Below are 24209 nucleotides of genomic sequence, written 5' to 3' on the forward strand. Positions count from 1 at the left end.
GCGGTAGCCGGCCTCCCGGGCCGTCAACCCCCTCACGGGCCGCCCAGCCCCGCCTCCCGGGCGCGGACGATCGCCTCGGCGCGGCTGGCGGCCTGGAGCTTGACCAGGATGTTCGCGAGGTGGTTGCGGACCGTCTTCGGGCTGACCACCAGGCGTCGGGAGATGGTCGCGTTGTCCAGACCGCGGGCCACCAGGTCCAGTACCTCCCGCTCCCGGGCCGTCAGGCCGGGCAGCGCGGCGCCGGGGCCCGTGGTGTGACCGCCCGTCAGGTACGCCAGGGCCCGGGTCGCCACCGCCGGGCCGAGCACCACGCCGGCGCCCGCGACCGTCCGGACGGCGCGCTCGATCTCCTCCGGGGCGGCGCCCTTGAGCAGGTAGCCGCGGGCGCCGGCCCGCATGGCGGCGAACACCGAGTCGTCGTCGTCGAGCATGGTGACCACCAGGACGGCGGTGTCGGGCCGGGACCGCAGGATCTCGCGGGTGGCGTGGATCCCGGAGCCGGTGGCGGTGCCCAGGTCGAGGTCCATCACCACGACGTCGGGCCGGTGCGCCTCGGCCGCCGCGACGGCGCGCTCCAGCGTGTCGGCGGTGCCCACCACGGTCAGCCCGGGGAGCGAGTCGAGCAGCGCCGTCATCCCCATCCGGAAGACCGGGTGGTCGTCGACCACCAGGACGGACAGTGGTGCCGGGGTCGGTGACCAGTCGTCAGTCAGCATGCCGGGCGGCCTCCTCGACGGGGACGGACAGGACGAGGCGGGTGCCGGTCCCGGCCCCGCCCGGGTGCCACTCCACGGTGCCGCCGATCTCCTCGGCGCGTTCGCGCAGCGACTGGGTGCCGACGCCCGGCCGGGCGCCGGCCGCGATGCCGAGGCCGTCGTCCTCGACCGAGACGGTCAGCAGCCCGCCGCCGCGCGGCTCGACCACGCCGCCGCGCAGCGAGACCACGCAGCTGCGCGCGGCCGCGTGCCGGGCGACGTTGAGCACGGCCTCCGCGACGATCGCGTACACCGCCCCGGCCACCGCGGGCCGGACCTCGGGGACGTCCTGCTCGCGCACCGACACCGCCAGGCCGTCCGCCTCGTAGCGCATCACCAGCTCGCGCAGCGCCGGGACCAGGCCGAGTTCGGTCAGCACCGGCGGCACCAGGCCGCGGGCCAGCTGGCGGACCTCCTCGACCCGCGCGTCCACCTCCAGCCGCAGCGCGCCCAGCAGGGCGTCGGCCCGCTCCGCGCCCTCCGGCAGCAGGTTGCGGGCGGCGGCCACCCCGAGGCCGATGCCGGCCAGGGCCGGGCCCAGCTGGTCGTGCAACTCCCGGCGCAGGACCCGCCGTTCGTCGTCCCGGGCGGCGGCCAGCCGACCGCGCGACTCGCGCAGCGCCCGGGTGACGGCCGCCAGGTGGACCGCGGTCGCGACGACCGGGGCCACCTCGTCCAGGGCGGCCCGGGTGCGGCGGTCGAAGCGTTCGCCGGGCCGGGAGGTCACCAGCAGGGTGCCCGCCGTCCGCTGACGCACGGTCAGCGGCACCGCGAGGCGGTCGTCCCGGGGGTCGGCCGGGCCGCCCTCGGTGGCCAGCGGCCGCCCCTCGGGGTCGAGGATGCCCGCCGAACCCAGGTTGAACGCGGCCGCCACGCTGCGGGCGATGCCGGCCAGCGTCTCCTCGGGCGTGGCCGCGCTGCCCAGGTGGCGCCCGACCCGGCTCAGCACGGGGGCCGCCTCCTCCCCGTGCACCAGCCGGTCCACCCGCCGCTGCAACCAGGTCCGGGCGGGCTGGAACCCGGCGGCGGTGACCGCGGTGGCGAGCGTCGGGCCGACCGGTCCGGCGGTCGGCAGCAGCACGCCGAGCAGGGCCGCCAGCGCGACGTACCCGGTCACCAGCAGCCCGGTGAGCAGGGACCAGACCAGGGTGCGGCTGACCGCCAGGTCGATGCCCCAGAGCCGTTGGCGCAGCACGGCGACCAGCACGGCGGCCGGGAAGAAGGCCTGCGAGGCCAGGTGGGTGAGCGGGGTGAAGAGCCCGAGCAGCAGGCCGTCGCCGTCGCTGCCCACCGCGAGCGGCAGGAAGGCCAGCGAGATGAGCGCGGTGCCGATGGCCAGCCAGCCGAGACCGCGGGCCGACGGGTCCCGGTAGCGGCGGTACGCGGCGTGGCCCGCGGCCGTCAGGCCCAGCACCAGCACGGCGGCCATCAGTCCCCGGAGCACCGGTTCGGCGAGCCGCGCGCCGGGGTTGGCCAGCCGGACGGCCAGCAGGGCGGCCGTCACGGCGACCCCGGCGGCGAGCGCGGCGCGGACGGCCGGTGGCACCGGGCGCCGGGCGGAGACCAGGTAGGGCACCACGGTGGCCAGGGCGAGGGTGCCCGGCACCCAGGCGGTGGCCTGCAGCACGGCCCAGCCCGGCAGCGGCTCGTGCACGCCGAGCCGGACCGCCAGCCCGGCGGTGACCGCAGCGGTGCCGCCGCCGACGGCGGTCAGCGCGACCAGCCAACCCGCCGCGTTCGCACGGCGGTTGAGGACCACGGCGGCGACCAGTCCGTAGACCAGTGCGTCGGTGGTGTCGACCACGCAGTACCACCGGTCCGAGGTCCAGGGCACCTCGGCCGTCGCCATCAGGACGACGGACCACAGACCGGATCCCCAGGACAGCAGGAGGACCACCCCGGCGCCGGTCCTGGTACGTGCTCTTCCGCTTGGCATCCGCCGAGGGTAGGTGCGGCGGCTTGTCGTCGGATTGACGCCGGGTCAACGAGCGCCCGGGCCGCGTGCGCCCAGGAGAACGGGACGGCGGGCCCATGGAGTCCGGGACGCCCGGAACGGCAGCCTTCGTGGTGCCGGCCCCGAGGGGGACGGCACACCACCACCAGCCGGTGCGCGCTCCGCGTACCCGACCACGAGGGAAGTGACCAGGATGAGCGTCCTGAAGCTCCAGAACCTGCAGCCGCGCACCACCGCCGCCAAGGCGCCCGTGCTCTCCATCACGAGCAGCAGCAGCATCTGCTGCGGCTGACCCGGTGACCTCCGTGCGGGGGCGCGACGCGCCCCCGCACGGGCCCCCGCCCACGTACCGGCCGCTGTCGGCGGCACCCCCGCACGACCAGAGAGGCTGACATGCGCGACGAACGCTGGGTCGACCGGTTCCTGTTCGCCTGGAACGACACGCTGTTCTTCGACCCGCTCGACGTCCACTACCGGCCGAGGGACGACCACTTCCTGGCCGGGCTCGACGAGCGGGTGCGGGCCCGGTTCGTCCGCAGCGGCCTCTGGTGGAGCCACCGCCACGACCGGGACCTCCCGGCGCAGGGCTGGAAGATCCACGTGTCGGCCGGCCTGCACCAGGTCCGGGAGACCGCCGCCGCGGTGATCGGCTACCTGACGGAGCATGAGGTGGACTTCAAGATCGCGCTGGACCTCAACGTCCACGAGATGCTCAACTCCAAGGCGATGGCCCGCGGCAGCAGCGGGAAGCTGGTCACCGTCTACCCGCGCGACGAGGCCGCGTTCCGGTCCTGCCTGGACGGTCTGGCCCGGCTGCTGAAGGGCGTCGAGGGCGCCTACGTGCTCTCGGACCTGCGGTACCGGGACAGTCACGCGCTCTACTTCCGCTACGGCCAGTTCCTCGACACCCACACCGTCGACGCCCTCGGCCGCAAGGTGCCGAACGTGCTCGGGCCGGACGGCACCGTCCCGGACGAGCGCCAGCCCGGCCGGGCCCGGCCGCCGTGGGTCCCCTGGCCGTTCGCCGACGGGGAGCCCGAGGGCGAGGAGGCGGGGAGCGAGCTGCTCGGCGGCCGGTTCCGGGTGACCGAGGCGCTCCAGTTCTCCAACAGCGGCGGGGTCTACCGGGCCGAGGACACCGCCGACGGCGACCGGCCGGTGGTGCTCAAGGAGGCCCGCCCGCACACCAACCTCAACCCGCGCCAGGACCACGACGCCCGGGACATCCTCGCCCGCGAGTGGACCTTCCTCAACCGGCTGGCCGGCACCGGGTCGTTCCCGGCCCCGGTCACCACCTTCCGGCACTGGGAACACCACTACCTCGCCGAGGAGTTCGTCGAGGGCACCGACATCCGCGCGGTGCTGCTGGAGCACAATCCGCTCGCCCGGCCGGGGGCCGACGTCGAAGCCTCCCGCGCGTTCCTGCGGATCTGGCTCACCGTCTTCCGCGGGCTCGCGCAGGCGGTCCGGGCCGCCCACGAGCGGCAGGTGATCCTCGGCGACCTCACCGCCGCCAACCTGCTGGTGGACCCGGAGACCTACGCCGTGACCGTGGTCGACCTGGAGGCCTGCCGGCTGGCCGGGGGCGCGGGAGGGGCGGCCGAGGCCGGGCTGGAGAAGCCGGTCGAGCTGTTCACCCCCGGGTTCAGCCTCTCCCGGGGCCGCTACCAGGCCTTCGGGACCGAGGGCGACCTGTACGCGCTGGCCACCACCATGGCGTACTTCGTCTTCCCGGTCATGGCGATGTCCTACCTGCGCGAGGACGTCCTGGAGGTCTACCGGGTCTTCGTCGACGCCCTGGGCTGGCCCGAGCGGATCCACCGGCTGCTCACCGACCTGGCGGGGGCCCGGATCACCCTGGACCAGGCGCTGGAGCGCCTGGCGGACGAGGACGGACTGCTCGGCCAGGTCCGCCCCGCGCCCCGGCCGCCCGTGGTCGAGGAGGAGCTCGGGCTGGCCCGGGCCGAGGACGGGGTGGCCGCCTTCGTCCGGGCCGCCGCCGACCCCGGGCGCAGCACGCTCTTCCCGGTCGACCCGTTCGCCCACCTCACCAACCCGCTGAGCCTGGGCTTCGGGGCGAGCGGTGTGCTGTGGGCGCTGAACGCCTCCGGCGTCCCGCTCCGGCCGCAGTGGCGCCACTGGCTGCGCGACGCACTCGCCGAGGCCGACCCGGCGGAGTACCCGAACGGCCTGATGAGCGGCCTGGCCGGGATCGCCTGGGCCGCCGACTCGCTCGGACTCCGGTCACCGGCCCGCGAGTTGCTGGCCGTGGCCAACCGCCGGGCGGACCAGGGCGACGACTACACCTTCTACTACGGCCTCGCCGGGCTCGGGACGACCAACCTCCGGTTCTTCCTGCGCGACCGCGACCCGGAGCACCTGGCCGCCGCGCGCGAGTGCGCCGCCGCGCTGGCCGCCACCGCGCACCGGGAGGGCGGCCGGGCCCACTGGCTGAACGCGTACGCCACCGAGGAGCCGCTCACCGGGCTGGGCTTCGGCCAGGCCGGGGTGGCGCTGTTCCTGCTGAGGATGCACCAGGTCACCGGTGAGCAGCGGTACCTGACGCTCGGGCGGGAGGCGCTGGCCTGGGAGATGGCCCACGCCGAGCCGCTGGACGACCAGGGCCGGATCATGTTCCGGCACCAGGGGACGATGGAGCCCTACGTCGAGGTCGGCTCGGCGGGCGTGGCCCAGGTGCTGCTGCGCTACGGCTGCCTGGACGATGCCCGGGCGGTGCTGCGGGGGCTGGACATCACCCAGTCGGTGCTGCCCGGGTACGCCTTCGGGATCACCGGGATGGCCGACGCGCTGCTGGACGCCGCCGAGTTCACCGGTGACCGCGCGTACCGCGACACCGCGCTGCGCCAGCTGGACTTCGTCCGGAAGGTCTTCCTGTTCGAGCCCGCCGAACGCTTCGTGACGCCCCGTCAGGACGGGGCGGCGCTGCTGGGCGTCCCCGGCGAGGGGCTGCTGCGCTGCGCCTGCGACTACCTGACCGGCTCGGCCGGCGTGCTGCGGGTGCTGCACCGGGTGAACAGCGGCGGCACCGCCGACTTCCTGCTGGACGAGGTGGCGCGGTGAAGCGGCTCTGGCAGGTCCTGCGGGGGCGGCGCTCCCCGTTCGTGCTGCTGCTCGCCGCCGAGGCGGGCACCGGCGGCGCCGAGGCGCTGCTGCACCCGCTGATGCTCAGGGCGCTGTTCGACCGGGCGACCGGCGCCGCGGACTTCCACGGCTTCCTGCTGCTGGGCCTCGGCTACCTGCTGCTCGGCCTGGGCCTCAACTCCGCGGCCTACGGCATCTCCTGGGGGCGCAAGCGGTTCGAGAACTCCCTCGTGCTGAGCCTGGAGTCGGAGCTGCTGGAGCGCACGCTCGGGCTGGACGGCCGCGCGGTGGCGGAGGCCGGGAACGCCTCGTACACCGCCCGGATCCACCAGGACGTCCACGAGGGCGTCCTGCCGGCCCTCGACGTCTGCCTGCGGATCGCCCGGCAGGCCGTCGCCTCGGCCGCCTTCCTCGGCGTGCTGCTGTACCTCTCCTGGCAGGCCAGCCTGCTGCTGCTGGTGATCGTGCCGCCACTGGTGCTGGTCAGCAACCGGCTGGCCCGGCGGATCGAGGACAACACCGACGCCGAGCGCGAGGCGGAGGCCCGGTACCTCAACACGCTGACCCGGACACTGGAGGCCTTCCACGCGCTGCGCGGCCTGCGCTCGCTGCTGCCCGGCACCCGCCGGGTTAACCGGGAGGCGCTGCGCGGACACCTCGACCTCACCTTCGTCAACTACCGCCTGGCGCAACGGCAGCGGACCCTCAGCGACCTGGTGATGAACCTCTCGGACACCGCCTCGATGATCGTCGGAGCCTCCTTCGTCTTCGCCGGCCGGATGTCCTTCGGCAGCTTCCTCGCCTTCGTGAACTCGCTCTGGCGGGCCGTCACGGGGATCTTCGACCTGGTCAACACGATCCCGCAGGTGCGCCGGAGCAGCGCCGTCCTGCAGCGCGTCCAGGCCCTTCGCGACTCCCCGCCGGTGCGGTACCACGAGCAGGGCCCCCGGGCGTCGGTGCACGGAGCCCGGGTCGGGTACGCCGACGGCTCCGAGGTGCGGATCGAGGACTTCGAGCTGGGCGCCGGTGAGCAGGTGCTGCTCCGGGGCCCCAACGGCTGCGGCAAGACCACCCTGCTGCACGTCCTCGCCGGGACCCTCGCCCCCGACGCCGGCTCGGTCACCCTGCCGCCCCGGGTCGCCAGCGTGACCAGCCCGGTCAACCTCCCGCCGCTGCCGGTGCGGGAGTTGGTCGCCGACGGACCGCTGCGCGCGAGGCTGGGGCTGGACGGCCTGGCCGGCCAGCTGCCCTCCGAGCTCTCCTCCGGACAGCGGCAGCGGGTGGCGATCGCCGCGCTGCTGTGCGAGGACGCGGACCTGTACCTCGCCGACGAGCCGTTCGCCAACCTCGACGGGGCCGGCCGGGAGCTGGTGCTGCGGGTGCTGCGGGAGCGCACCGCGGGGCGCTCCCTGGTGGTCGTGCACCACGGGGACGAGCACCTCGACGGGGGGTTCGACCGGGTGGTGACCCTGGGGCGGGCCGCCGCCCCGTCCCCGCTGCCCTCCTGACGGCGGGTCAGCCGGTGTCCTCCCGGGCGCGCCGCGTGGTGTCCGGAGCGTCCGGGGCGTGCTGGGCGTGCTGGGCGGCCATCGGGTGCCGGGCGTGCTGGGTGTGCTGGGCCTGCTGGGCCTGCTGAGCGTCCTGGGCGGCCAGGGCGGCACGCAGGCTGAGCTGGTCGGCGCCTCGGGCGGCGTCCAGGCCGGTGAGTTCGGCGGCCCGGCGCAGGCGGTAGTCGACCGTGTTGGGGTGGACCAGGAGCCGGGCGGCGGCCCGGCGACGGTCGAGGCCGCAGGCGAGGTAGCTGCGCAGGGTGTCGAGCAGGTCGGGCCGCCCGGCCAGCGGAGCGAGCAGGGCGGCGAGCCGATCCCGGGCCGGGCTCGGGCGGCTCAACTGGTACTCCAGCAGCACGTCGTCGAGGAGGTAGAGCCCCGGCCCGCGACCGGACGCCCCGGCCACCGCCCGGACCTCGCCCACCAGCCGGGCCGCGTCCGCGACCCCGTCGGGCGCCGCGGTGGCCGCCGCCACCAGCAGCTCGGCGCCGCACCGCTGACCGAGCTGCTCGACCAGCCGGGCGAGCCGCTCGCGGGCCGGCCCGTCGAGACCGGCGGGTGACGCGGCGTCGGGGATCAGTACCAGGCCGCTGTTCCCGGACAGTCGGAAGAGCAGCTCGCCGTCGGTCCGGCGCTGCAGTTCGTGGCGCAGCCGGCGGAGCTTGCGGCGGCCGGCCACCGCGTGGTTGACGCCGGCCAGCAGCTCGTCGGGGTGGGGCCCCACCGTGATGCCGAGCACCAGGTAGCCGGCCGGCAGCGCCAGGCCCGCCCGGTCGGCCGCCGCCTGCGGGTCGCCGCCCTCCAGCAGCCTGGACAGCAGCTCCTGCCGGGCGACCTGTTCGTCGCCCAGCGCGGCCTGCCGCTCCTGCACGTACCCGGCCGCCACCGCGCAGCTCACCAGCCGCAGGTAGTCGAGCAGCCGGTGCTGGACCAGCAGCACGTCCGGCAGGTCCTCCGGCCCGGCGGCGGCGAGCACCCGGTCCGCGCACTCCTGCGCGCCGTAGTGGTAGGCCCCGACCACGGCCTCCAGCGGCACGCCCTCGTCCGCGCGCCGGGCCGAGGACTCGCTGATCCGGGCGAGTTCGGCCTCGCCGGGCAGCTCGCCGGTGCGCAGGGTCTCGGTGAACGCCCGGATGCCGCGGTCGACCTCACGGGTGATCTCGCCGCGCAGCTGCTCGGAGGGCAGGGCCTCGTACGCCGGCAGGTGCTCGACCAGCCGGGCCATCACGGCCGGTGCGAGTGCCGCCGCGGCGGCCCGGAGCCGTTCGTGGACGGGAGTGCCGCCGAGCCGTGGCACCGTCTCGTGGGGCGTCGGGTCGGACACGGGGCTGGACACGGTCACAAACCACCTCGCGAATCTCTGGTGCACGGCCCGGGGACACTCCGCCGTGCCGCCGCCATCATGTTTCCGGGACGTCACTTACCCGTTGGTAACACGTTCACCGGTGTACCACCCGACGTCTGCGGACCCCGACCGCACCGTCCACCGGACCCTCACACCCACCCACCCCACGGGGGACCCCACATGCGCAAGCACACCTCCCGGCTGCTCGCCGTCGCCGTCACCGCCGCCCTGGCCGCAACGCCCTTGGCGGCCACCGCGGTTCCCGCCTCGGCCGCCACCGCCTCCGCCTCGGCTGACTCCTTCTACGCCTACGACGGCAGCGCGCCGCTGGCCTCCTTCGAGCCGGGCGCCGTCCTGAAGACCAGGACCCTGACCTACCACCTCGTGGGCCTGCCCACGCCGGTGCGGGCGATCCAGCTGCTCTACCGCACCACCGACGCCCAGGGCCGCCCCGCCGCCAACGTCACCACCGTCGTGCGCAGCCTGACCGGTGACTCCACCAAGGCGGTCTCCTACCAGTCCTTCTACGACTCGCTCGACCCCGCCGACAGCCCGTCCCGCGCGATCGCCGGCGACCTGAGCCTCGGCGGGCTGATCCCGAACGCCGAATCGCTGTTCCTGATCCCGGCCCTGACGCAGGGTTACAACATCGTCATCCCGGACACCGAGGGGCAGAGCGCCGACTTCGCGGCCGGCCCGGAGTACGGGACCAACACCCTGGACTCGATCCGCGCCGCCGTCAGGTCCGGGGCCACCGGCATGAACGCCGACACCCGCTTCGGCCTGCTCGGCTACTCCGGCGGCGCCATCGCCACCAACTGGGCGGCCGCGCTGGCCCCGTCCTACGCGCCCGACGTCAACGCCAAGCTGGTCGGCTTCTCCGAGGGCGGCCTGCTGGTGGCCCCGGCCCACAACCTCAAGTACGTCGACGGCTCGCTGGCCTGGAGCGGTGTCATCCCGATGGCGGTGATCGGTGTCTCCCGCTCCTTCGGGATCGACCTCAAGCCCTACCTCAACGACTACGGCCTCTCGGTGTACCGGCAGTTGGAGGACGGCTCGATCATCGACGCCGTCGGCCACTACCCGGGACTGACCTGGAAGAAGATGGCCAAGCCGCAGTACGCCGACCCCAACTCGGTGCCCGCCTTCGTCGACGCGGTCAACCGGGTCAACCTCGGCTCGGCCCCCACCCCGACCGTCCCCGGCCAGATCGCCCAGGGCAACGGCGGCGTCCTGGAAGGCACCTTCGCCAGCCCCGCCGGCATCGGCACCGGCGACGGCGTCATGGTCGCCGGCGACGTCCGCGCGCTCGCCCGCCAGTACTGCGCCACCGGCAACGGCGCGATCACCTACCAGCAGTACAACCTGCTCAGCCACCTCGGCGCCGCCGTCGCCTGGGCCCCCACCGCCTTCGTCTGGATGAACGACCGCTTCGCCAACCGCCCCGCCCCCAGCGACTGCGGCCACATCCCGGCCGGCAACGACCTCACCCCGGAGCGCGCCGTCCCGGCCTCCTGACGGGAGCTCAGCCGCCCGCCTGCCCGCCCGTCCGCGCCGGGCGGTCCGCGGTCGCCAGCCGGTGGAGCAGCTCGACGGTCTCCTCCCGGTGCGAGGCGAAGGCCCCGTGGTCGCTGCGCCATGTGACGGTGTGCGTCGCGCGGGCGGCGAAGCGGCGCTGCAGCTCCGGGTGCACGGCCCGGTCCTCGGAGCACAGCACGTAGGTGCTGGGCCGCTCGCGCCAGGCGGCGCGGCCGGTCGGCTGGAGGCCGGCCGCCATCACCTGGGGGACCAGCCGGGCGGTGTGACGGGCGCGCTCCTCCTCGCTCAGCAGGGCGTGGAAGAGGGCGCCCGCCGCCTCCGGGTCGATCGTGGTGGTGCCGGCGCGGTCGCCGACCATGGCCGACGCCAGACCGGTCGGCGGCGCGCCGGCCAACAGCCCGAGGGCGGTCTCGCCCTGATCGGGCATCATCGCGGCCAGGTACACCAGGTGGCCGATCCGGTCCGGGGCGAGGCCGGTGATCACGGCCCCGCCGTAGGAGTGGCCGCAGACGACGGCGGGGCCGTGCCCGGAGAGCCCGTCAAGTGCCGCCTCGGCAGCGGCGACGTCACCCGCCAGCGAGCCGCGGTGCAGCTCGGCGACGGCCACCGGAACGCCGCGGGCCCGCAGCCCGGCGGCGACGCCGTCCCAGGCGTGCCCGGTGTGCCAGGCGCCGTGCACCAGCAGCACCCCGCGGGACGGCTCGGCGGCGGGGGTGGAGAAGGAAGGGTTCATGACGGGCCTCTCGGTGCTCGTGGATCCATGGCCGCAGGGCCGCACCGCGTGTCGGTGCGGCCCTGCTCCCATGAGAGTCACCGGCCCGGCAAAAGGATTCGGGCCAATCAGAGCACCCTCGCGCCTCCCGCCATTCGTGCTATGACCTGACCGTCCGTCACCGGGCTCGCAGGGCGGTGGTCCACTGGGCGATCATCCGGAGACCTTCCGGTTCTCGGCCATTGCCGTACGTGAACCAGCCACCTTGTGCTGATCCCCCCCTTGCCGCAAGGGCCTCCCCCATTCTGGAACGTTCATCACCGGCCGAGGGGAGAATGGTGAGCGCTTCACGGCGTCATGCAAACGATCCGGATGTCATCGGACAGACCGCTGCGTTGGTGGGATTCCTGCGCGAAGTCGTGCAGAGCGGCAACAAACGGCAGCGGGACACTCGTTCCTGGGGTCCGCTCTGGCTGGCTGATCTGCCGGCGAAGGTGCCCCGGCCGTCCGATGACGAGGACCGGCCGTTGTTGCTTCTCGACCCGGTACCGCAGGTCGCGGCACCGGAACTGCCGACCGTGCTGGAGGGATGGGTCGACGAGCGGCTCTGCCAGGACGCCGACGTCGAGGACCTACCGCTCATGGAGGAGGGCCCGTACCGGACTTGGGCACCGGGGCCGGGGGAGACCGATCGCTGGCAGGACCGTGAGACGGTCGTGGCCAGGGAGGACGCGGAGGAGGTCCTTCGGGCATACGGGCCGTGGCTGGCCAGGTGGCGTCTGTGGGCTGAGCGTGAACGGGCCGAGCGTTCGCACCGAGAGCTCTACGAACGGCTCTACCACTGGCACCAGCAACTGCTGCAGCAGGACGACCAGTTCGAACTCGTACTGGCGGTCGGTCTGTTGTCCTGGAGCGAGCCGAACGGTGGGGCGATCCACCGGCATGTCCTCTCCCGGCGCGTGGAGACCCAGGTGGACCGGCGGACCGCGCGGATCACCGTCCGGATGACAGGGGACGGGGCGGTCCGTCTCGAGGACGGTGACTTCCTCGAGACGAGTGACGGATGGGTGCCCGAGCGCTCGGCCGCGTTCAGCGAGGAACTCTCCACGAGGCCGTTGCACCTGTTGGGCCAAGAGGCTCTGGAGAGCCTTGCGCAGTGGCAGGACCTGGTCCTTCCCAGGCCGATGTCCTTCAGCTCCAACTGGCGTCCACCGGTGGCGCCCGACGCGAGCGCGAGGCTGACCTTCGCGCCGGCCCTCCTGATGCGGCCCAGGGACCGCAATGCGGTGCTCAGCTTCTACGACCGCATTGCCGAGACCGTGGTCTCCGAGCACCAGGCGCCACTCGGGCTGGCGCAGTTGGTGATGCCACTGGACGCGGACGACCGGAGGAACTGGGGCGGAAGGCAGCCCGCACCGCTCTTCGGTGATGAACCGTTGTTTCCCGGGAAGACCAATGCCCAGCAGCGGTCCGTCCTCGAACGTCTACAACGCGACACCGGGGTTGTGGTCCAGGGGCCACCGGGCACCGGAAAGACGCACACCATCGCCAACCTGCTCTCCGCGCTCCTTGCACAGGGGCAGCGGGTGCTGGTCACCAGCGCGAAGGATCAGCCGTTGACCGTGCTCCGGGACAAGCTCCCCCCGGCGGTCCGGGACCTGTGTGTCCTCTTGCTCAGCAGCACCAGTCAAGACGGTGCGAACGAGCTGGAGCGCACCATCAACGCGTTGAGCGATCAGGTAGCCGCGGGAGACACCGACCAGCTCCGGGACGAGATCCGACGGCTGACCCAACGCCGGTACGAGGTGTGCAGCAGGATCAAGCTACTGACCGAGCAGGTGATCGCCCTTCGTGAGTCGGAGGTCTACCAGCACCCCGAGGTGGCGCCCGGGTACTCCGGGACGCTGGCCGCGATCGTGCGGAAGGTCCAGGAGGAGGCGGTCCGCTCGGGCTGGATCGGCAGACTGTCCGACCGAGCACCAGCAGTACCCCCTCTGGACGCCTCGGAGGCGGAGGAGATGCTCGCGCTGCTGCGCGAAGGCGCGGGACAGTGGGCCGAGGTACCCGTCTTTCCGGCGGCGACGACCCTGCCGACTGCCGGCCAGGTCACGGTGGAGATCGTTGCCAGTCAGCTGAGCGTCTCCGGACTCTCGCCCGCCGCCGTCGGGATCCGCAACCGGTTGGCCGCATTGGACACCTCCGTCACCGACGAACTGACGGGTCTTCTGGAATCCGCCCGGAGCCGGCTGCACCGGATCGGTGTCCCGTTGGACGCGACGGACTGGTCAACAACCGACGACTGGGTGGTGCGAGCGCTGACCGACCGGCTCGGCCGACGGCAGTCGGAGCTGTGGCGCCGGGTCGCCGAGGTCGGGACAGTCCTCGCGGACGTGGCCGATGCCCTCGACCGGGTCGGCCTGCGTGCGGTGACGCTTCCAGAGCCCTTGGAACCCGAGCAGGCGCACCGGATGGCGGCCACTGCTCCGGCACTGATCGGTCACCTCGCGGCGGGCCGGCAGCTGCGGGCGCTGTTCGCACCGAAGGCCCAGCGGGAGGCGGAGGAGTTGCTCGGCAACTGCCGAGTGGATGGGCGAAGGCCGACCACTGCGGCCGACATCGGCGCCGTCAGTGCTCACTTGCAGGCACACACCGCCCTGGTGGCGGTCGCGGCGCGCTGGGCACAGGTCGGGGCGCCCGTGGCCGACGCACCGCTGGAGGTGCGGCTGGCGGCACTTCGCGAGCGGTACCGGCACCTGGACGAGATCGAGGGCTTCGGCCGTGTCCGTGAGCGGGCCGACGAGATCCTCGTACGTCACGGGCTTTACCTCGACCTGACCCGGCCGCAGGCGTGGCACGACTTCGGTGAGGCCGCTGCGGCACTGACCGGCCGTCAGCGTGCCGAGGAAGCCCTGGAGCGGCTCGCCCGGTGGGATCGGATCCTGCGTGGTGAGGACGGCGCCGCCACGGCGCCGCCCGAAGCGCTGGCCATGGCAGAGGCGCTGCGGCAGCGCGACGTGGATCAGTACACGAAGGAGCTGGAGGCCCTCGGAACGGCTCAGTTTCGGGATCTGCGCCGTCGGCGCTGTGCCGAACTGCTGGATCGCCTCCGTGCGGTCTCGCCCGCGATCGCGGGGAGGGTGGTGGCCGATGCGGACGACCCGGCTTGGGACGCCCGGCTCGGTCGGCTTCAGGAGGCGTGGGCCTGGGCGAAGGCCAGCCAGTTCGTCGATGACGAGCGTGCGCCGGGCCGGGAGCAGCGCCTGGACGGCGAGTTGACCGAGCACGAAGCCAAGTTGGAGCAACTCACGGGCGATCTGGCTGCGGCGCAGGGCCGGTTGCACTGCCTCGTCCGGATGACCTCGGAACAGCGGTCGGCGCTTCAGGCGTACCGCACACACATGGCCTCGTACGGCAAGGGCAAGGGCAAGAACGCATCCCACTTCAAGGCAGCTGCCCGTAGCGCGATGAACGTCGCCCAGGGGGCGGTGCCGGCGTGGGTGATGCCCATCGCCAGGGTTGCCGAGATGATCAGGCCGAGCCAGGACACCTTCGATGTGGTGATCGTCGACGAAGCCAGTCAGGCGGGCATGGACGCGCTCTTCCTCCTCTGGCTGGCTCCGCGGATCATCGTTGTCGGAGACGACAAGCAGTGCACGCCACCTGTCACCGGGTTCGGCCGCACCCAGCTGATCCAGGACAGACTGACGGCACACCTTCCGGACGTGCCCGCACACCTCCGTCAGCTGTACATGCCGCACTCCAACCTCTATCAGCTGCTCTCGGCACTCTTCCCCTCGACCATCCGCTTGCAGGAGCACTTTCGCTGCATGCCCGAGATCATCGGCTGGTCCTCGGCGACCTTCTACAGCCCACCCGGCCTCGTGCCGCTTCGTCAGTACGGTGGCGAGCGGTTGGATCCGCTCCTGACGCACTACGTCGAAGGCGGAGTCGCGGAAGGGCGGGACAGCCGGATTCGCAACCCCAAGGAGGCCGAGGCGATCGTGGACTGCCTCGCCGAACTGACGACGGATCCGGCCTACGAGAACAAGAGCATGGGAGTCATCGTGCTCCAAGGGGGCTTCGGCCAGGTCAAGTTGCTCGAGCAGCTCATCGAGCAGCGCATCCCCCCGCCGGTCCGCGAACGCCACCACATCCGGGTGGGCACCCCGGTGCAGTTCCAAGGAGACGAGCGCCACGTGATCCTGTTGTCCATGGTGGTCGACCGGGTACGGCGGATCGCCGGCGGTCTGCGAAGCGAACAACAGGCGTACAACGTCGCGGCCAGCCGGGCCCAGGACCAGATGCGCCTCTTCTATTCGGTGCCGCCCGACCAGCTCAAGCCGGGGGACCTCCGGCTCAACTTGCTCAGCTACATGCAGAACCCGCCTGCGGCGATGGCGGAGGCCGCCGACATCGGCCCGGTGCTTCCCGACGTCCGGCGTGCCCCCTTCGAATCGCTCTTCGAACAGCAGGTTTACCTGAGGTTGAAGCAGCGGGGATACCACGTCGTGCCGCAGTACCCGGCCGGTAGCAAGCGGATTGACCTCGTGGTGATCGGTGCGCGTGGCCGTCTGGGGGTGGAGTGTGACGGCGACTACTACCACTCGACCCTGGACCAGATTCGCTACGACCAGCAACGCGACCGCGAACTCCAAAGGGTCGGTTGGAAGTTCTGGCGCATCCAGGAGAGCGAGTTCAGGTTCGACCCCGACGAGGCGCTGGCAGGGCTGTGGATGGAGCTCGACCGGCACGGCATCCAGCCGGCCGACTACTCGCGACCGCCCACCCGGTCGGCGGACGCGCAACCCTGGGAGCCGCTCGAACTGGCGGACGCCAACGGGCTTCCCGACGAGGAGCCCGAGGAACTGCGCATCGGGACCGAGACCACCGTAGGCACCGAAAGCACCGGAGGAACCGAATGAACCAGTCCCACAACCGTCGGCTCCAGTCCGTCCTGGACGAGACCACGGTCCAGGAAATCGCCCGGGCGGTCGCTGGCGACGATGACCTGTTCTACCGCCGCGGCTTCGAGATCGAGGCGTTCCTGAGGCGGGCCGGCTGGCAGGACGTGCCCGAGTTCGACGGCCAGTACCGTCGGGAGTGGGCGACCGAACTGCTGATGGAGCGTCGGCATCAGCCGGAAGAGGTCGAGAAGGTACTGATCAGGCTTGCGGATCCGCGCGAGTACCTCGAGGAGCCCGAGATGCTCACCGAGGTCGTGACGTTCGTCAACTCCTTCCTCATCCACGAGGGGTACCGGCTCGAGAATCCCGGCGGTAGCCCCCGGGTGGTTGCCTGCGACCCTGCACTGGCACACCCCACGCACTACGGCGCCACCGAGCTCAAGGTGGTGATGTCGGACCTCGTGGCGGACGAGGCGATGGCCGCACTCCTCCAGTGGAGGCTGGACGAGGCCAGGACCTGTTACGCCAACGGAGCTCACGTCGCGGCGATCATCATGCTCGGCTCCTTGATGGAGGGCGTGCTGCTCTGCACGGTCCTGGAGCGCGACCGGTCCCTCCTCGGCCGCGAGTCCGAGGACAACATCAGCCTGGACAAACTGATCAGGGCCTGCCACCAGGCCGGGTACCTCGGCGCCGACGCCGAGAAGTTCAGCCACGAGCTTCGCAAGTACCGGAACTTCGTCCACCCCAAGGCCGAAGCACGCCAGAGCCATCGGCCCGACCGCGACACCTTGAGCATCTGCTGGCAGGTCGTTAACGCCGCTCTGAACGACCTCGCCGACACCCGTCAGCCGCCCGCCGCCCGGTGACCGTTGAGGGCACTGCCGAACCGAACGTCCACTCCATGATCCGTGACCACCGAGGGGGAGAAGATGGGTAAGAAGGCAACCGCCGTACTCAGTGACCTCGTCCAGCCGCTGAACGTGGCGGTCCATTCGAGCTCCGGACTGGCGGGGAGCGTCGCCGCAGTCGCGGCCGCTGACGACCGGCAACGCCGGGAGAACAACCAGGAGTTGCTGAGGCGCAAGCCCGGATTGCGCGCCGTTCCGGTGGAGCACCGTGGGCAGTCGATCGTGCTCACTCCCTGGAAGCTGCTGCACGTGCTGGGCCGGGCGAACGTCCTGGCCCGGCAGGGGGCCGGCCGAGGGCTGGCGGAGCACTGGGCGGCCCTCAAGTACTGTCAGGCGCTGGAAGGAAACCGTGGTCGCTTCCTCGCCCTCTCGGCGGAAGGGGGCAATCCAACGCGCCACTACAAGGCAGTCCAGTCGGGCGAGTTGGGGGTCGGGCTCGCCCTCGCCGTCGCACAGGAGGTGCTCGGGCGGCGGTACCCCGGGTACTCGGTCTCGGTGGTCGACGCTGATGTCGCCTTGCGAGCGGGGTGGACGCTGACCGGAAAGGACGGTTCTCTGTACCGGGCCTCCAAGCGCCCGCATTTCCTCCTGGAGGTCTGGAAGCCGGGTGCGCCGTCGAAGGTGGTGCTGGTTGCCTGCAAGGGAGTCCACGGCAAGCGCGCACAGGTGCACAGCCAGCTCTCCACCGCGGCGGTCCATGTTGAGGCGGTTCACCTTGGACGGCCGGGCGAGACCCCGGCCATGGTGTTCAGCACCGAGATCCCGAGTTCGGACCCCATCACCGTTCACGTGCTGGAGGCGCCGGGTGAGGGCACGCTGCATCTTTCCGGCGAAGCAGGACTGGACGTCCGGCCGGAGGATCGTGCGATCGTGCCGGGAATCGACCTGGCGTGGGGCGACGAGGGGACGCCACGGATGGTCTCCGGCTACCACGTCCGGCCCGCGGAGAACGGCTGGTTCCGTCGGGTCCTCGCGCACGCGGATGCGGCAGGTCTGATGGCCTTCACCGGCGGGGGTGAACCCACGGCGCGCTACCTCTCGAAGCGTCAGGGGAGGAACCACTACGACCAGTACACGCATGCCGGCACGGGTATTGTCCAGGACGTCGCGCACGTCATCCACGGCGTCGAGTTCGTGGGCACCGACCATGTCTTCCGGCTGAACGGCACGCGGGTCGAGGCGTTCTCGGGGATCGCCAGTGACCTTTTCACGGACCTGGTTGCCGGACGGGTGGAGGGCTACCGCCGTCAGGCTCACCTGCTGCGCTCCGAATGGACGGATGATCAGGACGGTTCCGGGTGGGGAGGACCGATCTCCCTGAACCAGGACGGATCGGTCATGGCCATCCGTATCCTGCGCTGACGGCTGGTCCGGCCCGGGAGCTGGTGATCCGTCCTCCGTCCGTGAGGGCGGAGCACCAGCTCCCAGTTGAGGTCAGGCCGTCCGCAGGAGGGCGTCCAGGAAGGGGTTGCCGAAGACGTGGTGGGGGTCGAGGCGGTCGAGGGTGGTGACGGCCTCGTTCCAGTCGGGGAAGGAGGCGGGGATGGTGGTGGTGAGGAGGGTGGGGTCGGACCAGGCGGCGGTGTCGGTGTAGGCCCAGCCCTTGGACCATTCGACCCGGAGGGTCGCGCGGGTGCCGTCGAAGAGGGCGAGCAGGGCCTGTTCGAGGTCGCGGCAGAAGCGGTGCAGGCCGGGGGTGCCGGGGAGGGTGAGGATGTCGAGCCAGAGGGCGGTCTCCCGGTCGGGGTGGGCGGGGTCGGGGCGCAGGGGGGAGAGCAGGGCGGGCCGCGCGCCGGGGATGCCGGTGGCGGAGGGGTCGTCCAGGCCGGTGACGCGGATCTCGACGGCGCCGTTGACGGGGTACTCGCCGCGTTGCTGGTACTCCGTCAGCAGGCGCTCGTAGGTGGTGGTGAAGGCGTTGACCGCCCACTGGAGGTCGGCCCGCCGCAGGTGGACCGCGTAGCCGTTGGCGGTGACCCGCAGGGTGGTGGGGCGGACGTACTGGAGGAGGGCCCGGGAGGGGCCCCAGAGGTCGGAGCGCAGGCCGTCGGCGAGCAGGTGGGTGAGGAGCTCGCCGGTGAGCAGGGAGCGCAGCAGGCCGCTGGAGAGCAGGACGTCGGTGAGGTCCCCGGTGAGGCCGATCTTGGTGATGAGGAACTGGAGCTGCCCGAAGACCGGGGCCAGTTCCGGCGCACCGGAGACCAGTTGGCCGGCCAGGTCGGCGACCGGCTTCGGGATGTTGTCGGAGAAGGGGTAGTTGTAGGGCTCGTCGACGCTGCGGGCGGCGAACGGCCGCCCGGGGGTGAGCCGCCAGGTCTTGAGCCAGGGGTGGGTGGTGAAGGCGTACCAGATCGCCTCGGCCCGGCCGTCCCGGTCGACGAAGGAGGCGAGGGTGCGGGCACCCGCGGTGCCCGGGGCGGCGAAGAGCTCGGTGGCCGGGACGTCGACCCGGCTGACGCAGCGCAGCGGACGGTCGGGCCCGACCCGGAGCACCGCCTCGGTGAGGAAGGCCCGGCCGAGCTGGACCAGCAGGGCGCCGGACTCGGCCTCGGTGCGGTCGTAGGTGCGGAGCGCGTAGCGGCCGGCGGTCCCGTCCCAGACCACGGCGGTGAGCGAGACCACCTGGTTGGAGAGCGAGCCGTAGCCGTGGCCGGCCGGGGCGGTCTCACCGGCCGCCGGGACGGCGGTGCCGTGGCCGCCGATCGCGAGCACGCCGCCGACGGTGAGGTCGCCGGGGGCCGGGCAGCCGGTGACGCCGAGGCCCTGCTCGGCGAGGCGGGCCAGCAGGTCCTCCATCGCGGCGCCGGTCTGCACCCGCACGGTCGGTGCGCCGGCCACCGTCGCCCCGGTGAGGGTGACGGCGGTGAGGTGGCGGGTGGTGTCGACCAGCAGGACGCGGGCGGTCGACGGGGTGCCGGGCGCGACGGTGAGCGGGGCCCAGCCGTGCCGGTGGCCCTGGGGGCGCAGCCGCCAGCCGGCGGCGCGGGCCCAGTCCGCGAGTTCGGCGACCTGCTCCGGGGTGGTCGGCTCGCAGACCCAGAGCGGGTCGGTGCGGACCTCCCCGGCCCAGTTCTCGAACACCCGTTGGTACGGGACCAGCCCTCCGGGGAGACCGGCGGGGGCGGCGCCGACGGCCTGCGCGCTGTCGGGCCCGACGGTGCCGCGCAGCAGCCAGGCCGCGCCGGCCGTGCCGAGGGCCGCGGCGAGCGTCTGACGGCGCGTCAGTCCCCGGTCGGTGTGCTGTGGTTGCCCTGCTCGTTGGTCTGTCACGCGGCGACGCTACCAATGTGGATCATCCGACGGGCCGGTTTCGGCCCGGGGCGGGGCGGTTCCGGACGAGGTGGGGGGAGGTTGGTCACGGCGCCGCCACGACTTGATATGGTTCCTCGCGAATCATCCAGAGGGGTGGAGGGACCGGCCCTACGAAGCCCCGGCAACTCCCCGTTCGACCCGGCGTCCGAAGTACGCGCCGTGCCGTGCGGGAGCAGTGCCAACTCCGGCCTGTCGCCATAGTGGCGCGGGGAAGATGAGGAGACACGGTGCTCTCTGTGCTGTCCTTCGCCCGGGCGCTACCCGCCCCGGCGCTTTCGCGTACCCGTTTCGTGTCCGGCGCAGGCATTCGGCCCACTTCTGCGGCCTTCCCTCGCTGACCACCCCCGGCTCCCCGCACGGAGCCCCCGCGGGCGGACCCACCCGCCGTCCGCGGTTCTGAGACGGAGTACACCCATGGAAACCATCAGCGGCGTCGGCGTCCTCGACAAGGTCACCTCGATCCTCGGCACCCTGGAGGCCGGCCCGACCACCCTGGCCGGGCTGGTCGCCGCCACCGGCCTGGCGCGGCCGACCGCCCACCGGCTGGCGGTCGCGCTGGAGCAGCACCGGCTGGTCGCCCGCGACATCGAGGGCCGGTTCACCCTCGGCGCCCGGATCGGCGAACTGTCGGCGGCGGCCGGTGAGGACCGCCTGCTGGCGGCGGCCGGGCCGGTGCTCGCGCACCTGCGCGACGTCACCGGGGAGAGCGCCCAGCTCTACCGGCGGCAGGGCGAGATGCGGATCTGCGTGGCCGCGGCGGAGCGGCTCTCCGGCCTGCGGGACACCGTCCCGGTCGGGGTCACCCTTCCGATGCGGGTCGGGGCCGCAGCCCAGATCCTGCTGGCCTGGGAGGAGCCGGAGCGGCTGCACCGGGGCCTGCAGGGCGCCAGCTTCACCGCGACCGCGCTGAGCGGGGTGCGGCGGCGGGGCTGGGCGCAGGCCGTCGGGGAGCGCGAGCTCGGGGTCGCGTCCGTCTCGGCGCCGGTGCGCGGCCCGTCCAACCGCGTGGTGGCGGCCGTCACGGTGTCCGGTCCGATCGAGCGGCTCAGCCGCCACCCCGGTGCCCGGCTGGCCCAAGCCGTGGTGGACGCCGCCGAACGCCTCACCGAGGCCGTCCGGCAGTCCTGAGCCCGGCCCGTCCTGACCTCTGGGATCGGCAGTCCTGAGCCGGGCAGCCGGGTGACCCGAGGAGTCGTCAGGGGTTCGCCCGGCGGACGCGCCGAGCCCGGAGGTACTCGCGTGTCAGCAGGCGGAGCGCGGCGCCCTTGGGCGGGCCGGCCGGGCGCCGGAGGAGGGCGGGGAGGTCGGCCCGGGCGGCGCGGGAGGTGAGCGCGTCCAGGCCGACCATGCAGCGGACCATCGGACGGTGTGCGGGCGGGGCGAGGTCGATCACGGCGCGGCCCTCGGCGAGGGTGCGGTCGGCGTGGTCGAGCTGAGCGGTGATCAGGGCCCGGACGGCCGGGAGGTCGGCGGCCCGTTCGAGGTCGGGGCGGGTGACGCCGTGCCGCTCCAGGGCCTCCTGGGGGAGTGTCAGCCGGCCGTCGGCCAGGTCCTCGGCGAGGTCGGCGACGAAGTCGATCCGCTGGGCGGCGTCCAGGTAGGTGCGGCAGGCGGCGCGGTAGTCGCCCTGGTCACCGTCCGGGCCGAGCAGGGCGGCGACGACCAGGAAGGCGGGCAGCGCGTAGGCGTCCAGGTAGGCCTGGTAGTCCGCCTCGGTGGCGAAGCCGGGGAAGTCGAGGTCGGCGAGGGCGCCGGCCAGGTGCTCCGGCACCAGCGTGCGCAGCGCGGGGTGGGCCTCGACGGTGTGCAGGAACGGGCGCAGCTCGGGCTGGTCGGTGGCCCCGGTGGCGAGGGCCCGCTCGACCTCGTGCTCCCACCGCGCGTACGCCGCCCGCCGTCCCTCCGGAGGGCCGCTGTCGAGCAGGGTGTCGGTGCGGTGCATGTAGGCGGTGGCGGCGATCACGTGCGGCACCAGACCTGCGGGGAGCAGCAGTTGGGCGGCCAGCGCCGCCTCGCGCCGGTACCGCGTGACCTGCCGCCGCTGACGGGTGTAGTCCTCCCGCAGCCCGGGGTCGGTGATCCCGGCCGCGTCCAACGCCCTCGTCCAGCCACTCATCCCGGGCCCGCCCCTCTCCTTGATCGTCTCCGCGAACCCTAACCGGACCCTCGGAGTTCCGAGGTGTCCGGGCGGCGCGGGGCCGGGGACGATGGGCCGGGGCGGCGCCGGCCGCCGGAGGAGGGTGGGGCGTGCGCAGGGTGTGGTGGGTGCTGCTGGCCTTGGCAGCGGCGTTGGTGACGGTGCCGGGGGTGGCGTCCGGGGTGGCGTCGGCGGAGCGGAGTGCGGAGCGTCCGGCGTTCCAACTCCCGTTCCCCTGCGGGTCGGTGTGGCAGTTGAACACCTGGGGCCATGACCCCGCGCTGGACATGGTGGTGGACGGGAACACCGGCTCGGACGGCCTTCCGGTGCTGGCCTCGGCGGCGGGCACGGTCTCCGCGACCTACCGGGACAACGGCTCCGGCAACACGATCCAGATCAACCACGGCGGCGGCTGGTTCACCGCCTACTACCACCTCAAGGACGCCCCGGACGCGTACGTGAAGAAGGGCGACCGGGTGGCCGCCGGTGCGGCCATCGGCCGGATCGGCACCTCGGGGGCCTCCAACTGGGCGCACCTGCACTACGAGCAGCGCTACCTCGCCAAGGGCGACTTCACCGACGAGCGCCACCGGGTGCCGTCCCTGCTGGACGGCGTGCGCTACTCGGGCCCGAACGCGAGCTGGACCGGCGTCGTCAGCCGCAACTGCGCGGGCGCCCCGCCCGCCTGGCAGGACTGCCCGAGCGGCTACGTCTGCTTCTACGACGGCCCGGACGGCACCGGTTCGGTCTGCCGCTCCGACTCCGACCAGCCGGTGAGCAGCTGCGGGTTCCGCCGCTCGTACTTCAACAACGGCTCGCCGCAGCCCGGTTACGACCACGTCCAGGTCTCCTTCCAGGGCGGCGGAGGGCTCTGCCTGCACCGCGGCTGGACCGAGGGCCGCGGCAGCCTGCCGGACGGCGGGAAGGTCGTCGAGGGCTTCGTCTGGCGCGGAGAGTGCTGAGAGTGGTGAGGCCGGTGAGAGCTGTAGGAGCAGTGAGAGCTGTGAGAGCGCCGGGACACCGGACGGAGTGCTGATCCGGTGACCGCTCCAGCGGTGATCGTTATCTGAACGATGTGTTCCGCTCGTTACCCTTCCTCCACCACCAGTGGGGAGGGGTATCGGCGCGTGTACAGCATCATCGTGGTTCCGGGGCCGGGGATGGAGCCGGAGGGGCAGTTGCGGCTCGCCCCCGGCGAGGGCGTCCGCTTCGGACGTGAGGGAGGGTCAGGAGACCTGGTCATCCGGCACGGTGGCGTCTCCAGAGTCGCCGGGGAGATCACCGCCGACGGGAGCCACTGGCTGCTCAGCAACCTCAGCCGCTCCGCCACCTACGTGGTGGAGAACCCGGAGGGCGCCGGCGAGCACCTCAAGGTCTCCCCGGGGCGGCTCGGCGCACCGGTGCCCTTCGAGTTCTCCCGCCTGGTCCTGCCGGCCGGGTCGGAGCTGGTCACCCTGGACGTCTGGGCGCCCCGGCACGACTACGCCGACCGCGACCTGCCGGCCTTCCCCGGGGGCGAGCCCACCCTGCTGGCGTTCCCCCTCGACCGCTCCAAGCGGTACTTCCTGGTGCTCGCGGCCCTGTGCGAAGCACGTCTGCGCACTTCGCCGCACGCCGCGCTCCCCACGGTCGACCAGGTGGTCGAGCGGCTGCGCCCGCTCTGGCCGGCCGCCAACCGGGCCGCCGTGCAGTGGAACATCGACTACCTCGCGGTGAAGCTGCGGATCAAGCCGGGCCCGGAGAGCTCCGACCCGGGCCCCCGGCTGGCGGGCAAGAAGGACTCGCTGGTCTCGCTGGCGCTCCGCTTCGACCTGGTGCGCGAGGACGACCTCGGTCTGTTGGACCTCGGCGGCGCGACCGCCCTGGGGCCGGCGGTGGCGGGGCGGGCGGCCTGTCCGACGGTGGCCCCGGAGGCGGTTGACCAGGAGCCGGTGGCCTGTCCGGCGGTGGCCTCGGAGTCCGTGGCCGTGGAGTCCGTGGCCGTGGAG

Annotated in this window: 15 protein-coding genes, 1 pseudogene and 1 riboswitch; of the genes and pseudogenes, 10 read left to right on the plus strand and 6 right to left on the minus strand. The window is 73.0% G+C overall.

Annotated features, from left to right (window positions below; all coding sequences use genetic code 11):
• Positions 1 to 32: 32 nt before the first annotated feature.
• Positions 33 to 716 carry a response regulator gene (locus ACWCYY_RS05705; RefSeq protein ID WP_380148512.1) on the minus strand — a complete coding sequence of 228 codons (684 nt, stop codon included), beginning with the start codon at positions 714 to 716 and terminating at the stop codon, positions 33 to 35.
• Positions 706 to 2691, minus strand: a complete 1986-nt coding sequence (locus ACWCYY_RS05710; RefSeq protein ID WP_449795218.1) for a histidine kinase — start codon at positions 2689 to 2691, stop codon at positions 706 to 708. The genes ACWCYY_RS05705 and ACWCYY_RS05710 overlap by 11 nt, the downstream gene beginning before the upstream one ends.
• A 211-nt stretch (positions 2692 to 2902) precedes the next feature.
• Between ACWCYY_RS05710 and ACWCYY_RS05715 the strand changes: the two genes are divergently transcribed.
• The 3 genes from ACWCYY_RS05715 (at position 2903) to ACWCYY_RS05725 (ending at position 7319) form a co-directional block, all read left to right on the plus strand.
• Entirely contained in the window at positions 2903 to 3001 is a 99-nt protein-coding gene (locus ACWCYY_RS05715; RefSeq protein WP_345287441.1) for a class III lanthipeptide, read from the plus strand.
• A 101-nt stretch (positions 3002 to 3102) separates the two neighbouring features.
• Entirely contained in the window at positions 3103 to 5790 is a 2688-nt protein-coding gene (gene lanKC / locus ACWCYY_RS05720; protein WP_449795219.1) for a class III lanthionine synthetase LanKC, read from the plus strand.
• Complete coding sequence (locus ACWCYY_RS05725) at positions 5787 to 7319, plus strand: ATP-binding cassette domain-containing protein (protein WP_449795220.1); 1533 nt, start codon at positions 5787 to 5789, stop codon at positions 7317 to 7319. The genes lanKC and ACWCYY_RS05725 overlap by 4 nt, the downstream gene beginning before the upstream one ends.
• A 7-nt stretch (positions 7320 to 7326) precedes the next feature.
• On the opposite strand, the gene ACWCYY_RS05730 is transcribed toward ACWCYY_RS05725, so the two are convergent.
• On the minus strand, positions 7327 to 8697 hold the full coding sequence (locus tag ACWCYY_RS05730) for a PucR family transcriptional regulator (protein WP_380148519.1): 1371 nt from the start codon (positions 8695 to 8697) through the stop codon (positions 7327 to 7329).
• 189 nt (positions 8698 to 8886) lie between these two features.
• Here ACWCYY_RS05730 and ACWCYY_RS05735 point away from each other — a divergent pair, with 189 nt between their 5' ends.
• Complete coding sequence (locus ACWCYY_RS05735; protein WP_449795221.1) at positions 8887 to 10224, plus strand: lipase family protein; 1338 nt, start codon at positions 8887 to 8889, stop codon at positions 10222 to 10224.
• Between the two features lie 7 nt (positions 10225 to 10231).
• On the opposite strand, the gene ACWCYY_RS05740 is transcribed toward ACWCYY_RS05735, so the two are convergent.
• Positions 10232 to 10978 carry an alpha/beta hydrolase gene (locus ACWCYY_RS05740; RefSeq protein WP_449795222.1) on the minus strand — a complete coding sequence of 249 codons (747 nt, stop codon included), beginning with the start codon at positions 10976 to 10978 and terminating at the stop codon, positions 10232 to 10234.
• A gap of 398 nt (positions 10979 to 11376) precedes the next feature.
• Between ACWCYY_RS05740 and ACWCYY_RS05745 the strand changes: the two genes are divergently transcribed.
• From ACWCYY_RS05745 to ACWCYY_RS05755, 3 genes are read left to right on the plus strand one after another with little or no spacing between them, the layout of a single operon-like run.
• Positions 11377 to 15879 carry an AAA domain-containing protein gene (locus ACWCYY_RS05745; RefSeq protein WP_449795223.1) on the plus strand — a complete coding sequence of 1501 codons (4503 nt, stop codon included), beginning with the start codon at positions 11377 to 11379 and terminating at the stop codon, positions 15877 to 15879.
• A complete protein-coding gene (locus ACWCYY_RS05750) occupies positions 15876 to 16730 on the plus strand; it encodes a hypothetical protein (protein ID WP_449795224.1) in 855 nt (284 codons plus the stop codon). The genes ACWCYY_RS05745 and ACWCYY_RS05750 overlap by 4 nt, the downstream gene beginning before the upstream one ends.
• A gap of 42 nt (positions 16731 to 16772) precedes the next feature.
• Positions 16773 to 18134 carry a hypothetical protein gene (locus ACWCYY_RS05755; RefSeq protein WP_449795225.1) on the plus strand — a complete coding sequence of 454 codons (1362 nt, stop codon included), beginning with the start codon at positions 16773 to 16775 and terminating at the stop codon, positions 18132 to 18134.
• A gap of 72 nt (positions 18135 to 18206) precedes the next feature.
• Here ACWCYY_RS05755 and ACWCYY_RS05760 read toward each other — a convergent pair whose 3' ends face one another.
• Positions 18207 to 20042, minus strand: coding sequence for a cholesterol oxidase substrate-binding domain-containing protein (locus ACWCYY_RS05760; RefSeq protein WP_449795226.1), 1836 nt, complete (start codon positions 20040 to 20042; stop codon positions 18207 to 18209).
• Positions 20043 to 20162: 120 nt separating this feature from the next.
• A riboswitch (SAM riboswitch) is annotated at positions 20163 to 20305 on the plus strand.
• A gap of 193 nt (positions 20306 to 20498) precedes the next feature.
• Between ACWCYY_RS05760 and ACWCYY_RS05765 the strand changes: the two genes are divergently transcribed.
• Complete coding sequence (locus ACWCYY_RS05765) at positions 20499 to 21212, plus strand: IclR family transcriptional regulator (RefSeq protein WP_345288705.1); 714 nt, start codon at positions 20499 to 20501, stop codon at positions 21210 to 21212.
• A gap of 67 nt (positions 21213 to 21279) precedes the next feature.
• Here ACWCYY_RS05765 and ACWCYY_RS05770 read toward each other — a convergent pair whose 3' ends face one another.
• The gene (locus ACWCYY_RS05770; protein WP_449795227.1) at positions 21280 to 22200 is read right to left on the minus strand and encodes a phytoene/squalene synthase family protein; all 921 of its coding nucleotides are present in this window, start codon (positions 22198 to 22200) and stop codon (positions 21280 to 21282) included.
• Positions 22201 to 22331: 131 nt separating this feature from the next.
• On the opposite strand from ACWCYY_RS05770, the gene ACWCYY_RS05775 reads away from it, so the two are divergent.
• Positions 22332 to 23183: a peptidoglycan DD-metalloendopeptidase family protein gene (locus ACWCYY_RS05775; protein WP_449795228.1), complete on the plus strand. Its 852-nt coding sequence runs from the start codon at positions 22332 to 22334 to the stop codon at positions 23181 to 23183.
• Between the two features lie 165 nt (positions 23184 to 23348).
• Positions 23349 to 24062 (plus strand): annotated as a pseudogene (locus ACWCYY_RS05780) (FHA domain-containing protein); the annotation flags it as partial.
• Between the last annotated feature and the right edge of the window lie 147 nt (positions 24063 to 24209).

The organism is Kitasatospora sp. NPDC001664, assembly GCF_053596675.1.